General features: G+C 62.7%; 12 protein-coding genes. 5 read left to right on the top strand and 7 right to left on the bottom strand.

What is annotated here, in order from left to right; genetic code table 11:
- Positions 1–3 precede the first annotated feature (3 nt).
- The 4 genes from ACP7D4_RS22110 to ACP7D4_RS22095 form a co-directional block, all read right to left on the bottom strand.
- The gene (locus tag ACP7D4_RS22110; protein ID WP_426211357.1) at positions 4–1,278 is read right to left on the bottom strand and encodes a cytochrome c; all 1,275 of its coding nucleotides are present in this window, start codon (positions 1,276–1,278) and stop codon (positions 4–6) included.
- On the bottom strand, positions 1,275–1,967 hold the full coding sequence (locus ACP7D4_RS22105) for a c-type cytochrome (RefSeq protein WP_426106712.1): 693 nt from the start codon (positions 1,965–1,967) through the stop codon (positions 1,275–1,277). The genes ACP7D4_RS22110 and ACP7D4_RS22105 overlap by 4 nt, the downstream gene beginning before the upstream one ends.
- A 96-nt stretch (positions 1,968–2,063) precedes the next feature.
- On the bottom strand, positions 2,064–2,660 hold the full coding sequence (locus ACP7D4_RS22100; RefSeq protein WP_426211355.1) for a 3'-5' exonuclease: 597 nt from the start codon (positions 2,658–2,660) through the stop codon (positions 2,064–2,066).
- A 10-nt stretch (positions 2,661–2,670) separates the two neighbouring features.
- A complete protein-coding gene (locus ACP7D4_RS22095) occupies positions 2,671–3,162 on the bottom strand; it encodes a ProQ/FINO family protein (RefSeq protein ID WP_426211353.1) in 492 nt (163 codons plus the stop codon).
- A 529-nt stretch (positions 3,163–3,691) separates the two neighbouring features.
- Between ACP7D4_RS22095 and rpoD the strand changes: the two genes are divergently transcribed.
- On the top strand, positions 3,692–6,190 hold the full coding sequence (gene rpoD / locus ACP7D4_RS22090; protein WP_426211351.1) for an RNA polymerase sigma factor RpoD: 2,499 nt from the start codon (positions 3,692–3,694) through the stop codon (positions 6,188–6,190).
- Between the two features lie 47 nt (positions 6,191–6,237).
- Here the strand turns inward: rpoD and ACP7D4_RS22085 are convergent, their stop codons facing one another.
- From ACP7D4_RS22085 to ppc, 3 genes are all read right to left on the bottom strand, one after another.
- Positions 6,238–7,350, bottom strand: coding sequence for a diguanylate cyclase (locus tag ACP7D4_RS22085; RefSeq protein ID WP_426211349.1), 1,113 nt, complete (start codon positions 7,348–7,350; stop codon positions 6,238–6,240).
- Between the two features lie 157 nt (positions 7,351–7,507).
- Positions 7,508–7,918, bottom strand: a complete 411-nt coding sequence (locus ACP7D4_RS22080; RefSeq protein WP_426211347.1) for a hypothetical protein — start codon at positions 7,916–7,918, stop codon at positions 7,508–7,510.
- 260 nt (positions 7,919–8,178) lie between these two features.
- On the bottom strand, positions 8,179–10,989 hold the full coding sequence (gene ppc / locus ACP7D4_RS22075) for a phosphoenolpyruvate carboxylase (RefSeq protein ID WP_426211345.1): 2,811 nt from the start codon (positions 10,987–10,989) through the stop codon (positions 8,179–8,181).
- A 220-nt stretch (positions 10,990–11,209) separates the two neighbouring features.
- On the opposite strand from ppc, the gene hemC reads away from it, so the two are divergent.
- The 4 genes from hemC to ACP7D4_RS22055 are packed head-to-tail and all read left to right on the top strand — an operon-like array spanning position 11,210 to position 15,373.
- Positions 11,210–12,226 (top strand): hydroxymethylbilane synthase, encoded by a 1,017-nt coding sequence (hemC, locus tag ACP7D4_RS22070; RefSeq protein WP_426106748.1) that lies wholly within the window; start codon positions 11,210–11,212, stop codon positions 12,224–12,226.
- Complete coding sequence (locus ACP7D4_RS22065; protein WP_426106749.1) at positions 12,219–12,989, top strand: uroporphyrinogen-III synthase; 771 nt, start codon at positions 12,219–12,221, stop codon at positions 12,987–12,989. Before hemC ends, ACP7D4_RS22065 begins: the two co-directional genes overlap by 8 nt.
- Positions 12,986–14,173: a uroporphyrinogen-III C-methyltransferase gene (locus ACP7D4_RS22060; protein WP_426211343.1), complete on the top strand. Its 1,188-nt coding sequence runs from the start codon at positions 12,986–12,988 to the stop codon at positions 14,171–14,173. Before ACP7D4_RS22065 ends, ACP7D4_RS22060 begins: the two co-directional genes overlap by 4 nt.
- Before the next feature lie 3 nt (positions 14,174–14,176).
- A complete protein-coding gene (locus ACP7D4_RS22055; protein ID WP_426106723.1) occupies positions 14,177–15,373 on the top strand; it encodes a heme biosynthesis protein HemY in 1,197 nt (398 codons plus the stop codon).
- Positions 15,374–15,436: the final 63 nt, after the last annotated feature.

The raw sequence follows: 15,436 nt of genomic DNA, 5'->3' as shown, positions 1-15,436 counted from the left end.
CGGCTAGTCCAGAGGTACTTCGCGGTACTTATTGACCTCGGATGCCGTCACCGGCGGCGCCCGGTTGCCCCACGCTGCGCGCAGGTAGGACACGACTGAAGCGACTTCCTGGTCGCTCATAGTGTGGCTGAACGGCGGCATGCCATACGGGCGCGGATTGCCCCGCGTAGCGGGCGCAAAGCCGCCGTTGAGCACAATCCGGATCGGATTGACCGACTCGGCCATCGTCAAGGCACGGTTGCCCGCCAGCGGCGGATAGTGCGGCGGCAAGCCTTTGCCGTCGGCGCCATGACAATTGACGCAATTGTTCTCATACAGTTCTTTGCCCTGCTGCATGACCTTGTCGACGCTCGGTCCCGCGGGCATGGCCAGCTGCGGCGCAGGCTCGGCGGGCAAGGCTTTCAGGTACACGGCCATGGCGGTTGCATCTTGCGCCGACAAATGCTGCAAACTTTTCTCGACCACCTCGGCCATGGGACCAAATACGGTGGCGCGTGGCGAGACGCCAGTCTGGAGCAGCGCGACGATGTGCGGCACTTGCCAGTCGCCAAGGCCGGCTTCCGCGTTGGAGGTCAGCGACGGGGCGTACCAGCCCAGCGTCTGGATCATGCCGCCGGACAGGCCGCCTTGGCTGGCGCCTAGCTGATTGCGGCTGCTGTGGCACGCCACGCAGTGTCCCAGGCCCTCGACCAGGTAAGCGCCGCGATTCCACTGCGCGCTGCGGGTTGCGCTTGCCACGTAGAGCTCGGGCTTGAAATACAGCAGGCGCCAGGCGGCCAGCATGACTTGCTGGTTGTAGGGGAAACGCAATTCATGCGGCGCGCTGGGCGCCTTGTATGCGGGCACGCTCTGCAGGTAGGCATACAGGGCGTCCGCGTCGTCGCGCGTCACCTTGGTGTAGCTCGTGTACGGAAAGGCCGGATACAGCAGTCTGCCATCGCGCGACTTGCCGTTGTGCAGCGCGTTCCAGAAGTCGTCCGGCGTCCAGGCGCCGATGCCCGTGTCGCGGTCCGACGTGATGTTGGGCGCGAGCAGGCGGCCGAACGGTGTTGCGATGGCGCGCCCGCCGGCGTAAGGCACGCCGCCGCGTACCGTGTGGCAGGCCATGCAGTCGCCAGCCTTGGCCAGGTAAGCCCCGCGCGCAATATTGGCCGGGGTGGGCGCATGGGCGGCCGGCGAGCTGGACGCAACCATGTGGGCGCGCGGCCAGGCGATGATGATGGCCAGCAGCGCCAGGGCGGCGATGACGGCGAGCGCGGTTAGGAGTGTTTTTTTCACGGCGCGCTCCCGCAATCGAGGGGCAAGGGGCGGGCAACGGCGCTGGCCGGACGCGCCTCGGGCGGCACCGGCTGCAGGCCGAGCCAGCTTGACAGGGCAGCCACGTCCGGCAGCGTCAGGCGGTTGGCAATCTCGCCCATGCAATCGGGTGCGTGGGCGCGGCGCGTCTTGCTGCGCCAGGCGCCGAGCTGGGCGTTGACGTAATCGCGCGGCAGCCCGAGCAGGCCAGGAATGCTGGGCGTTACGCCGGTCAATTGCTGGCCGTGGCAGGCAATGCAGGCCGGCACCTTGATGGCGGGATCGCCCAGCATCACCAGCACGCGCCCCCGTTCAAGAACGGCGGCGCTGGCGCCGGTCGGCTGGGATGGCGGCGAGGGCAGGTGTTCGGCGGCGAAGTGGGCGGCGATTTCGTGCAGGTACTCGTCGGACATGTGGCCGACCATATAGGTCATCAGGGGAAACTGGCGGCGGCCGTCGCGAAAGTTGGTCAGCTGGTTGTACAGGTAGCCGGCCGGCTTGCCGGATATGCGCGGGAAATACTGGTCGTTGACGTCTTTTTTCGCGTGGCAGGATGTGCAGGCGACCAAGCGTTGGGCCATGGTGTCGGGCAGGACGGCGGGGCGGTCGGCAAAGGCCGGAGCTGCGAAGAAACAGGCGGCCAGCAGGGTCAGACGGAGAGGATTTGGCATGGACGAATTGTCGCATGCAACGGCAAAGCGCGCTGACCGGCCCATATCGTCATTGCGAATGCGGCCGTCGCAAAAAAAGGCGCGCGTGCGATGCGCTTATGAATGGGCGTTCGCCGCAGCTTGATCGGTCCGCCAGCGCCGGTAAATCTTCAACGCCACGTGAGCATCATCGGCTGCATACAAGAGCTGTTTTTCTGACAAGCGCGGCAAGGCCCAGTTGGTGGTCGTGATCTTCTTGGACTTTTGCAGTTTTTGCCCGAAAAACCTTGCCACCGCCGTCTTGGCCCCGAGCGTATTGCGTTCACCCTTGCGCAGCGCAGTCGACAGATCGAGCACGTTGCAAGCATCAATGCCCAGCTTGGCACGCAGTCGCTTGAGATCATCCTGCAGGCCAAAGCCCACCTTCAAAATCGCCCGCGACTCAAGCACCGCCTTGAGCACTTCCAGTACCGGGGCGGCGCCGATCTGGAACAGGTAGGCCGCCTCGTCGGTGGCCAACTGCACCAGGTGCGGCCCGGTCGATGCTTCCCCCTTGAGGAAAGTCGGTTTGCTCTCGGTATCGAATCCGATCACATCCATGGCCGACAGCGCCGCAAGCGCCTCGGCTGCGTCGCGCTCGGTTTTCACCAGGCGCACGTCAGCCATCTTGATGCCGTCGTAAGGCGGCAGCAATGCGTCGGAATCCGGCGTCATGAACGGGGAATTAGCCGTTGCGCGAAAATTTAGAGGCCAGCTGCAACAGCTTTTCCTGGCGCAGGCGGTCGGCCTCGGCCAGCTGGGCGGCGTCGCGCTCGGCCTTCTTGCGATCCGCTTCTTTTTTGAAACGCTGCTGCAAGGTTTCTTTGGCGTGGGCGCGGTGCACGTCGGTCACTTCGGCGCCGGCGACGCCATCGAGATCGAAACGGACCGTGGCTTTTTCCATGGCGCGCAGATAACGCAGCGAACCGGTATGGATGCCGAGCGCCGTACGCATGGTCTTGCGATCGAGATCTGGCATGCGCGCCAGTATCTGTTTGTCGATGCCGATCGCCAGCGGCAGGCAATCGCGGAAGGCAGGGAACTGTTGCTGGAACTGTTTGAGCAGGGTGCGCGCGCTAGGAACGGCGCTTGCTGCCGGGGTGGCCGCAGCCGGAGTGGCCGGGGCCGCAGTGTCGGCCGACTCGGCGACTAGACTAGTTGTATTCATTGACTTCATTGTAAGAGCTGGAACCGGAAGGATAGCATGGGCACATTCGCAAGTGCGGGGATTTTATTCATTGAGGCGGTCCGGCGTGATGAGCCGCGAGCACCAAAATGGTGTATGATCCGCCTCTTGCCTTGCGCACGGATTGAGGCAGCGCAGAGGTGTCAGCTAGATGAAAGAGAGCAATCCAGCTCCCGCAGGTTATAAGCGTTCGTTATATCTGGTATTGTTTATATCAATTATCGCGATATCTTGCGTTAGTGCATAATGGGCTTGTCTCCTCTATTTCTTCTTCGAAGTAATAGATTCAAGCCCGTTTTAGCTAGCGGGCTTTTTTTCGTTCTGTCTGGCCCTGCGGCCGCCATGGCCACCACCGCCCCTAGCGAGGGGTGGAGCAGGAATTGGCGCGGTCTGCCGCGCCCTGCGCAACGGGCTTGCTTTAAAAAGCAGGCTTCCCTGGCCCATTATCATCGGGCCACCCTGAACACCGTTCAATCGGGTCCGCACGCGGGACCCGGGTGAATTATTGACTGGAGTTTTAATGACGACCAAAGCCAAAACCCTGACGCTCACCGCCACCAAAGCACCGCGCAAAAGCGCGGCCCCGCTGGCCGTGCCGAAAACGGCGACTTCCTATTTTGTTGAAACGGAAGCGGCAGCGAAGGTCACGGTCGTCAAGAAGCGCTCCTTGCTCGCTGCAGTCGATGCCGCCAGCGATGTCGATGCGCCCGAACTTGCCACGCACATTGGCAATATAGCAGCAAACGAAGAAGTTGCGGTGCCCGTTGTTGTGCGCAAGCGTTCCCGGCTCGCCGTGCGCGACGAATCCGTGGCCGAGGCTTCCGAGCCGGTGGTCAAGCTTGCGCCCAAAGCGCGGGCCGTCAAAAAGCTGCTCGACGTCGAGCCGACCGTGATCCAGACTGCCGGCCAGTCGGTCAGCCAGACTACCGACGCGGCCACGCTGGCGTCGATCGATACGTCCGGCTACCTGCTGCCGTCGGTCAAGGTGCCGGGCCGGCGTGGGCGCAAGCCGAGCGAATTCACGCCTGAAAACGATGAAGTCGCGGCCCTGAACGCGGTCGAGCGTGCCGAACTGAAAGCTGTGTCCAAGGCCAAGGAACGCAAGGCCAAGGGCGGCGTCGTGCTCGCAGCCGACCCGAAAGCAACCGAAGCCGACATGGAGCGGCGCCGTACCCAGATCAAAAACCTGATCAACATGGGTAAAGAGCGCGGTTACCTGACGTATGCCGAAATCAACGACCAGCTGCCGGAAAACATTATCGATCCAGAAGCGGTCGAAGGCATCATTGCCACCTTCAACGACATGGGCATCGCCGTCTACGAGCGCGCCCCTGACGCTGAAATGATGCTGCTGACCGACACGGTAGCGACTGCCACCAGCGACGATGAAGTAGAAGCTGCCGCGGCCACCGCGCTGTCGACGGTCGACTCCGATTTTGGCCGCACCACCGATCCGGTGCGCATGTACATGCGCGAGATGGGCGCCGTGGCGCTGCTCACGCGCGAAGGCGAAATTGAAATTGCCAAGCGCATCGAAGGCGGCCTGAAGGACATGGTCCAGGCCATTTCCGCCTGCCCGACGACGATCGCCGAAATCATCGCGCTGTCGCACAAGATTGCCGCCGACACGATTAAAGTGGACGAAGTGGTCGACGGTTTTGTCGACCTGAACGAATCGGCCACGCCGCAGGCGCCGGCGCCGCACGTGGCCGCCTCCGACGACGACGAGGAAGACGAAGAAGAGCACGAAGAAGAAGACGGCGACGCCAACGGCGGCGCGGCGGGCTTTTCGGCCGAGCAGCTGAACCAGCTCAAGAAAGGCGCGCTGGAAAAGTTCGCCTTGATCGAATCGGAATTCGACAAGATGGCTGCCGCCTTCACCAAGGAAGGTTATGGTTCGGCCAAGTACGTCAAGGCGCAGGAAGTCATCTCCAACGAACTGCTGGGCATTCGCTTCACGGCCAAGGTCGTGGAGAAGTTGTGCGACACGCTGCGTGGCCAGATGGACGAAGTGCGCCACATTGAAAAAGCCGTGCTGGCCATTTGCGTGGACCGCTGCGGCATGCCGCGCGCCCACTTCATCAAGGTGTTCCCGGGCAGCGAGACGGACCTGGGATGGGTCGACCGCGAAGTAGACTGCGCCTATGCATACAGCACCGTGTTGGCCCGTAATGTCCCGGCCGTCAAGGAATTGCAACAGCGAATGATCGACCTGCAGGCGCGCGTCGCCTTGCCGCTGGCTGACCTGCGCAAGATCAACAAGCAGATGGCTGCCGGCGAAAAGCGCGCGCGCCACGCCAAGCGCGAAATGACGGTGGCTAACTTGCGCCTGGTAATTTCGATTGCGAAAAAATACATCAACCGCGGCTTGCAGTTCCTGGACCTGATCCAGGAAGGCAACATTGGTTTGCTCAAGGCGGTTGACAAGTTTGAGTATCGCCGCGGCTACAAGTTCTCGACCTACGCCACGTGGTGGATCCGCCAGGCGATCACGCGTTCGATCGCCGACATGGCGCGCACCATCCGGGTGCCGGTGCACATGATCGAGACGATCAACAAGATGAACCGCATTTCGCGCCAGATCATGCAGGAAACGGGTAGCGAGCCGGATTTGGCGACCTTGGCGCTGAAGATGGAAATGCCGGAAAACAAAGTGCGCGAAATCATGAAGATCGCCAAAGAGCCGATCTCGATGGAAACGCCGATGGGCGAAGATGGCGATTCGCAACTGGGTGACTTCATCGAAGACAACACGACGCTGGCGCCACTGGATGCCGCGCTGCACGCCTCGATGCGCAATGTGATCAAGGAAGTCTTGGATTCGCTGACCCCGCGCGAAGCGAAAGTGCTGCGCATGCGTTACGGCGTAGAAATGTCGAACGACCACACGCTGGAAGAAGTGGGCAAGCAGTTCGACGTCACGCGCGAGCGGATTCGCCAGATCGAAGCGAAAGCGATGAGCAAGCTGCGCCAGCCATCGCGTTCGGACAAGCTCAAGAGTTTCCTGCACAACCACTAAGCAACATCTCGACCCCGGCGGCGTATCCTATCTAACGAGTCGTATCACTATTGGCCGCTTGTCGCATCGTGTTCGAATGACACGACGCGATTGCGGCCACTGGTTTTTGCACGGTACAGCGCCACATCCGCGCACCCGATCAAGTCGTTCGGCGAGGCGCCATGCTCGGGGTAGGTGGCGATGCCGATGGACAACGTGGCCTGTATGCTTACACCACCGAAAGGAATGGCGGTCGCGGCGAATGCGGCGCGCCACTGATCGGCGCGCGCTGCGCCAATGTCCAGGGGCATGTCCGGCAGCAACACCAGGAATTCCTCACCGCCAAAACGGCAGGCCACATCGGTCGCGCGCACGCTTTCCAATAACAATGCCGCCAGTTTCTTCAAGACTTCGTCGCCGCCCTGATGGCCATAAGTGTCGTTGACTCGCTTGAAGTAGTCGACGTCGATCATCATCAGCGTCAACTTTTCCCCCTCGCGATCGCAACGCGCTAACTCTCGCGTCAAGATCGTTTCCAGGTAGCGCCGGTTGTAAAGACCTGTCAGCGGGTCGCGAATGGCTTGCTCTTTCAACTCTGCCTGCCGTTCCCGGATTTCCTCAAGTTGCCACTTCAGCGTTTCGTTGGCGGTATGCAGCGTCTGTTCGCCCCTGCGCAAACGCTCTCGCGTGGTGCGCAATTGCAGATTGCGACTGTAGCCCGCGTTACCAATGGCAAGGAGATAGCATGACATGCCGACCCAGCACAACAGATCAACGGGCGACCCCGTCGCCGGCGAAAAGTGACTGCCAAAGGCGAGAAAGGACATCGCAATGCCGGTTGCAACCGCCAACAGTGCGATCGATATGCCGACGAGCCCGCAGGTGAAGGTGAGATTGATCGATGTGGCATTCCACAGTATGAGTGCAATCATCACGGGAAATTGCAGAAATGAAGTCCAGATCGACATCAGCACAGTGTCGATGAGCAGGTTGTTAATTTCGGCCTGTTGCGTATTGTTGGCGTGGCGGGAACGCAGGAACATCAGGTGGGGGTAGATCAGAAATTGGAGTGCCAGCATGGCCCAGGCGACCTCACCATACCCCTTGCCCCACACATGCATGCCAAGGGCCACGAAAGAAAACGCAAAGGAGGCGGTCCGCAAGTGATAATTCGTGTACACGGCCCAATGCGGACGCGTCGCAGTGCTATCCGCACAAGCCACAGGACTCGGAAGACTTGCGAGTGTGGATTGTTGCACTGTATGGCCTGATCAGAATGGATGGTCGACGTTACAAACGAAGGTTGCCGCAAGGCTGTTTTAGCGGGCAGATCAGAATTCACCAAGAAATAAAAAATGTGGTTCGGACGAGCTCGTGTTGGGATGGGGGAACTGACCTCGGTTGAGGTTTGCTTGCAGTATTGTCGTCAGGGTTGGGCGCCGTAAGGCGTCGTACTGGCTGCGCGTCGGCTTTCAGGGCGAAGTAAGTCCAGATGGCGCCCAGCAGATCTGCCACGCCGAACAGGAAAATGATCGGTGGGCCCAGTTGCAGGACTGCGAAGACAATGAAGGCCATGCACACGATCGCGCGCGCATACACCGACGCTTCGAAAAACGCCTTGCTTTCGTGCGTGGCCAGTACCCATGCATACACGCCCAGCATGAACGCGATCAGACCGACGACATGGATCCATACCTCGGTGGTCGGCGCAATCCGAAACACTGACAGCAAGACGTTGGTCGCCATCATCAGGCCCGCGCCGAGGACGAACAGCTAGAGGGCAAAGACCTTTGCGCTGAGAGCGGATGCGGACATGGATTTCCTTGGACTGAAGAACGGTCGGGGCAAAAAAATGCGCACCCAAATTGCTTCGGGTGCGCCAACAGGCTAGTCAGGAGAGGGGTGCGAGGGTATCGCACCCTGTTTACTATCCGAGGTCCATTTTACATAGAAAAAAGTTGGGAAGTCTCTCCAATTGTTTCAACAATAGACATTTCCGATGCATACGTCTAACCGGTATTGCGCAAGCCCGCCGCCACGCCATTGATCGACAAATGAATGCCGCGATGGACGCGCTCGTCGATCTGCGCCGGGTCTCCGGCCACGGCGCGGTGCCGGTGAATCAGCTCAACTTGCAGGTGGTTCAGCGGGTCGAGATAGGCAAACCGGTTCTGGATGGAGCGCGCCAACAGCGGATTACCCGCCAGCCGCTCATGCGCGCCGGTGATCGTTTCCAGGCAGGTGAGCGTGTTCCCGTGCTCGGCCGCGATGCGCTTGAAAATACGCTCGCGCAGCGCCACATCGGCCACCAGTTCCGCGTAGCGCGAAGCGATGGCCAGATCGGTCTTGGCCAGCACCATGTCCATGTTCGACAGCAGCGTGGCAAAGAATGGCCATCCCTTGAACATGGCTTGCAGCGTTGCGATTTTTTGTTCGCGGTCGCCTTCTTCCAGCCACGCGTTGATGGCCGAACCAAAGCCGTACCAGCCCGGCAGCAGCAAACGGCACTGGCCCCACGAAAAGCCCCAGGGAATGGCGCGCAAGTCTTCGATGCGCTTGGTCGACTTGCGCGACGCCGGACGCGAACCGAGATTGAGTTCGGCGATTTCGGCAATCGGCGTGGCCGAGAAAAAGTAGTCGGTAAAGCCGGGCGTCTCGTACACCAGATTGCGGTAAGCCTTGTAGGCGCGCTCGGACAGGTCGGCCATGATGGCCTCGAAGCCGGCCAGGCGCTCGGCTTTTTTGCCTTCGCCGGCGAGCGGTGTGAGCGACGCTTCGAGCGTGGCGGCGACCAGCAGTTCGAGGTTGCGGCGCCCGATCTCGGCATTCGAAAACTTGGACGCGATGATTTCGCCCTGCTCGGTCAGGCGGATCTGCCCGTTGACGGTGCCCGGCGGCTGCGCCAGGATCGCCTCGTAGCTCGGTCCTCCGCCGCGGCCCACGGTGCCGCCGCGGCCATGGAACAGGCGGATCTTCACGCCCGCATCCTTGAACACTTTCACCAGGTGGATCTCGGCCTTGTACAGCTCCCAGTTCGACGTTAAAAAGCCGCCGTCCTTGTTCGAGTCCGAGTAGCCCAGCATGACTTCCTGCAGCTGCCCCTGTTTGGCGATCAGTTCCTTCACCAGCGGAATCGCCATCCATTCGGCCATGATGCCGGCCGCGCGCTGCAGGTCGGGGATGGTTTCGAACAGTGGAATGACCATCGCGTCGAGGTCATTCGACTTGGTGCGCAGCAGGCCCGTCTCTTTTTGCAGCAGCAGCACTTCCAGCAGGTCGGACACTTCTTCGGTGTGTGAGATGATGTAGTTGCGGATCGCGCGCGCGCCGTAGCGGTCGCGGATTTCGCGCGCGGAGCGCAAAATGGCGAGTTCGGAATCGGCTTCGTCGCTGTACTCGGTATATGGCGAATACAGCAGGCGTGGCTGCGCCAGTTCGGCCAGCAGCAGCGTGACTTTGTCGGCCTCGGACAGCTTGCCGTAGTCCGCTTCCACGCCGGCGCTGGCAAACAGCTCGGCCAGCACGCGCTCGTGCACGTCGGAAGTCTGGCGCATGTCGAGCGAGGCTAAGTGAAAGCCGAAAATGCCGGCCGCGCGCTGCATCGTCGACAGGCGCGGCTTGACCAGCAGCGCGCCATGGTTGGCGGCGAGCGAATCGGCCAGCACTGTCAGGTCGGCCGAAAACTCGGAGGCCTGTGCATAGGGCGCGGCGTTGCCCACTTCCTTGCGCAAGATGTTGGTTGCGCCCAGCATGCGCGTGGTGGCGGCCAGGCGCGCATAAATGCCGATCAGGGCGCGCCGGTACGGCTCGTCGCTTCGGTGCGGCGAATGGTCGGGCGAGGCGTCGGCCAGCGCCTGCAGGGCAGGGCTGGCGCCGACCATCAAGGTCGAAATCGACAGCTCGGCGCCCAGCGCGTGCACTTCTTCCAGGTAAAAATCGAGGATCGTCGTGGCCTGGCGCACCAGCGCGTGCTTCATGGTTCCGGCATTCACGTTGGGGTTGCCGTCACGGTCGCCGCCGATCCAGCTGCCCATCTGGACATAGGCGGCGTCGCCCAGGCTGGTCGCTTCGCCCGGATAGTGGGCGCCGATTTCTTCTTCGATGTCGTCATACAGGCCCGGCAGCTCGCGCAGGAACGTAATGCGATAGTACGACAGGGCGTTGTCGATTTCGTCGGCCACCGTCAGCTTCGAGTAGCGCAGCATGCGCGTTTGCCACAGCGTGGACACGCGCGCGTGCAGCAGCGCGGTGTTGGCCACCCGTTCCTTGGGAGTGAGCGGCAGGTCGCGTTCGGCCAGCAGGCGCGCGATGTCATGCTCGGCGTCGAGAATGGACTTGCGCTGCACTTCGGTCGGGTGGGCCGTCAGAACCGGGGCGATCAGGGCATCGGCAAAGAAAGTGCGCACGGTGTCGCCGCTCACGCCCGCCTGCTTGAGTTTGGAGAGCGCGAAGCTGACGCTGCCCTGTTGCGGCTTGGAGCCTGCCAGCAGGTGGGCGCGGCGGCGGCGGATGTGGTGCTGGTCTTCGGCGATGTTGGCCAGGTGCGAAAAATACGAGAACGCGCGCACTACCGAAATGGTCTGGTTGCGCGTGAGCTTGTGCAGCAGCGCTGTCAGCTCTTCGCCAGCCTGGGCGTCGGACTCGCGCCTGAACCGCACCGCGGTCTGGCGGATCGTTTCGACGACATTGAAGACATCTTCACCTTCCTGGTCGCGCAGCACGTCGCCGAGCAGGCGCCCGAGCAGGCGGATATCTTCTTTGAGCGGGGCGTCCTTGTCCAGGACCGGGGATGTTTCTTGGGCAGCAGCTTGATTTACCATGTTGGACCAGAGTGAAATGTTGGTGCAAAGGCTTATGGCCAGGTTCTGCAAAGGGGGCGCATGATAAAATTTGTGATCTTATGCAGGCGCCGGTAACGATCGCTTCCGCAGTTACGGTTTAACGACAGTGAAAGAATCCGTTTTGAAAGCAACTGAAACTAGTGGTATCCCACCGCAGCAGCCCGACGTTAACGAGCAAGGCAAGCCTGCCTCGCAGGGCATGCCCGTTGCGCAGGAGCGCGCTACAGCGCACCCAACCCCTGCTCACCCCGCCAAGCTCGTCATCGCCTCGCGCGAGAGCCGCCTTGCCATGTGGCAGGCGGAGCATGTGCGCGATCGTTTAGCACTATTATATCCTCAGTGCACAATTGAGATCCTCGGCATGACAACCCGGGGTGACCAGATCCTCGACCGCGCCCTGTCCAAGGTGGGCGGCAAGGGCTTGTTCGTCAAGGAACTCGAAGTGGCGATGGCCGAAGGACGCGCCGACCTGGCGGTCCATTCGCTCAAGGATGTGCCGATGGACCTGCCCGACGGCTTTGCCCTGGCCGCCGTGCTGGAACGCGAAGATCCGCGCGACGCATTCGTCTCGAACGACTACGCCAGCCTGGCCGAGCTGCCCGACGGCGCCATTGTCGGCACCAGCAGCCTGCGCCGCCAGGCGCTGATCGCGGTGCGCTTTCCCAAGCTAGTGATCAAGCCGCTGCGCGGCAACCTGGACACGCGCCTGGCCAAGCTCGACCGCGGCGACTACGCGGCCATTATCCTCGCCGCCGCCGGCCTCAAGCGCCTGGGCCTGCCCGAGCGCATCCGCACGCTGCTCGACCCGCATGACAGTTTGCCGGCCGCCGGCCAGGGCGCCATGGCCATTGAAATCGCGCTTGAGCGCAGCGACGGCATCGACTTGCGCGCGCTGCTCGCGCCCCTGAACCACCTAGCCACGGCGCAGGCGGTGGCCGCCGAGCGCAAGGTGTCCAAGGTGTTCGGCGGCAGCTGCCAGATTCCGCTGGCCGCCTTTGCCACCATCGACGGCGACACCATGCGTTTGCGCGCCATGGTCGCCACGCCCGACGGCACGCGGATGGCCAGCGCGGAAGGCAGCGGCCCGGCCAATCTGCCCGAATACCTGGGCGAGCAAGTATCGAAGCTGTTGGCCGACCAGGATGCGAATGCGATCCTGGCCCAGTGCAAGGCCGAGGCCGATGCTGCCGATGCTGCCGATGCTGCCGATGCCTGATCCCGTCGTCATCACCCGCCCGCGCGCGCAGGCCGACGCGCTGGCGCAGCAGGTGGCCGCATTGGGGCGCGAAGTGGAAGTGCTGCCGCTGCTGGAGATTTTTCCGCTGGCCGACCAGTCCACGCTGGTCGCCACGCTGGCCGATCTGGCGCGCTATGCAATGGTCGCCTTCGTCTCGCCCAACGCGATCGACGCCGCCTTTGCCCACATCGACCATTGGCCGCCCCAGGTGACGCTGGCGGTGCTGGGGGAGGGCAGCCGCGCCGCGTTGGCGCGCCATGGCCTCACCGACGCCAACGCCACCATTGTCAGCCCGCTCGACCCGGCCCGCAGCGACTCTGAAAACCTGCTGCACTCGCTCGACCTGGCCGCGCTCAAGGGTCGGCAGGTGCTGATCGTGCGCGGCGAGAGCGGGCGCGAGCTGATGGCCGACGGCTTGCGCGCTGCCGGCGCCGTCGTCACCACCGTGGCCGCCTACCGCCGCAGCGTGCCGCAGCTGACCGCGCCCTTGCGCGCGCGCCTGCTGCACTTGCTCGAGCGCCCGCATGACTGGATCATCACCAGCTCGGAAGCCCTGCGCGGCTTGCTGGCGCTGGTCGGGGAGCTGGACTCGCCGCTAGCTGTGTCAAAAATGCAACAGCAGAACTTGATCATTCCGCACGCCCGGATTGCCGAAACGGCCGCCATGCTGGGGCTGACCCGCATTACGCTCTGTGGATCAGGCGACGAACGTGTGCTTGCCGCGTTACAATCACGACCATGAACGATTTGCCTACCTTACCTCACTCAGACGCAGAGCGCGGCGTTGACCATGCCGCCGGTCTCGCCGCTGCGGCGCCAAGTTTATCCGCGCCTGCTGCATCTGCCGCACCTGCGCCGCCGGGCCAGGTTGGACTGACGGTGTCCCAGATTTTGCAAAGCCCGCTGAAAATGACGGTGATCGTGCTCGCCATCCTGCTCGCCGCGCTGGCCTGGTCGACCCAGAGCAAATTCCAGCGGCTGCGCCTGGACATGGCCAAGAGCTTGCAAAAGGGCGAAGTGGCGAATGCCGAAACGGCGGCCACGGTACGCTCGGTGCAGGAACTGGCCAAGGATTTGCAGGCCAAGGTCACGCTGCTGGAAAACCGCCAGGTCGAGGCGCAAAGCCAGCAACTGGCGCTCGAACAGCTGTATCAGGACCTGTCGAAAAGCCGCGACGACTGGGCCCTGGCCGAAATCGAACAGGTGCTTTCGACCGCGAGCCAGCAGCTGCAGTTGGCCGGCAACGTGCAAGGCGCCTTGATCGCGCTGCAAAACGCCGACCGCTCGCTGGCCCGTTCCGACAAGCCGCAATTCATCACGATCCGGCGCGCCATCGCCAAGGATACCGACAAGCTCAAGGCGCTCCCTTCGCTCGACCTGATCGGCGTGGCGCTGCGCATCGACACCGTCATCGCGCAGGTCGACACGCTGCCGATGCTGTCGGACGCAAAGCCGGCCTTGCCGGCGCCCGCCGTCAAGCCGAAAAAATTCGACAAGCAAGGCAAGGAGATTGCGCCGGCCGTCGCGGCGGCGCCGACCGACACGTATTTTGGCCGCGCCCAAGCTACCTGGCAGGCGTGGACGCACGAAATGTGGACCGAAATGCGCCAGCTGATCAGGGTGCGCAAGGTGGATCATCCGGAAGCGCTGATGGTCTCGCCCGAGCAAGCTTACTTCCTGCGCGAAAACCTCAAGCTGCGCTTGCTGAACGCGCGCCTGGCGCTCATGTCGCGCAATGAAGCGGCTTTTCGCACCGACATGGCGGCCGCCCAGGATGCGCTGACCAGGTATTTTGACATGCGCGCCGCAGCCCCGCAGTCGGCCCAGGCAATGCTGCGCCAGGCGGAGGCCAACAACGTGGCGATCGATATGCCGTCGCTGGCCGACAGCCTGAACGCTGTCCGCAACTACAAGTCGAAGCCCTAAGCCATGCGTGTACTCATCTGGTTGGTGGTCTTGATGGCCGCTGCGATCTCGCTGGCGGTGACGGCCGAATACAATCCTGGCAACGTGGTGCTGTTTTATCCGCCGCACCGGATCGACATGTCGCTCAACTTGTTCGTGGTGCTGACGGCGGCGCTGTTCATGCTGCTCTATTACGTGCTGCGCGCCGTGCGCGCCACGCTTGCCATGCCGACCAAGGTGGCCGCGTACCGCCAGCGCAAGCGCGAACGCGACGGCAACAAGGGCTTGCGCGACGCCTTGAAGGCGCTGTTCGAAGGGCGCTTCGGGCATGCCGAAAAAGCGGCCATGCGGGCGCGGGAACTGCCCGAAAACGCGGGCTTGGCCGCGCTGATCGGCGCGCGCGCCGCGCACCGCATGCGCCAGTCGAGCCGGCGCGACAACTGGCTGGCCGGGGTGGTCAACGACACGTCGCTCAAAACGGCGCGCCTGATGACCACCACCGAATTGCTGGTGGACGACCATCAGCCGGAAGCGGCGCTTGACGCGGTGGCCGAACTGAACGCCAGCGGCCAGCGCCATATCCATGCGCTGCAATGGTCGATGAAGGCGCACCAGCAGGCCAAGAACTGGCCCGAAGTGCTGCGCCTGGTGCGCTCGCTCGACAAGCACAAGGCGCTGCATCCGGCGCTCTCGTCGCGCCTGCGCGAACTGGCGTACGAGGCGATGCTGTCGGACGGCGCACATGACGCCGAATCGATCCAGCGCGTCTGGTCGACCGTGCCCACGGCCGACCGCGTGAAACCCTACATCGCCGCGCGCGCCGCCGCCGCGCTGAATGCGCGCGGTCTGCACGAGGAAGCGCGCGCCACCGCCGAAGAAGCCTTGCGCGCCGAATGGGACGACCGCGTGGTGCGGGCCTACCGTGATGCGGCCGGAGCGGCCGGTTCGGCCTCGCTGCTGGCCCAGATTGAACATTGCGAAACCTGGATCCGCCAGCGCCCGAATGACGCTGAACTGGCATTGACGCTCGGTTCCTTATGCTTGAAACAAAAACTGTGGGGCAAGGCCCAGCGTTACCTGGAGCAAGCCTTGTCGGACGCGACCGAGCCGCGCATGGTGCGCGAGGCGCATCTGAAGCTGGCGCAGATGCATGAAGCGCTGGGGCAGCAGGAGGAGGCGAATGCCCACTTCCGCCAGTGCGCGCTGGCCAGCATCCTGTAAACGGGTGGCCGCGTTGCTGCGGCGCACCAATTTTTCACGAAAATTCGTTATAATCACGCCATC

It is taken from the genome of Massilia sp. TWP1-3-3 (assembly GCF_049897805.1).
Lineage (GTDB): Bacteria > Pseudomonadota > Gammaproteobacteria > Burkholderiales > Burkholderiaceae_D > Telluria_A.
This window is presented reverse-complemented; position numbering and strand designations above follow the sequence as displayed.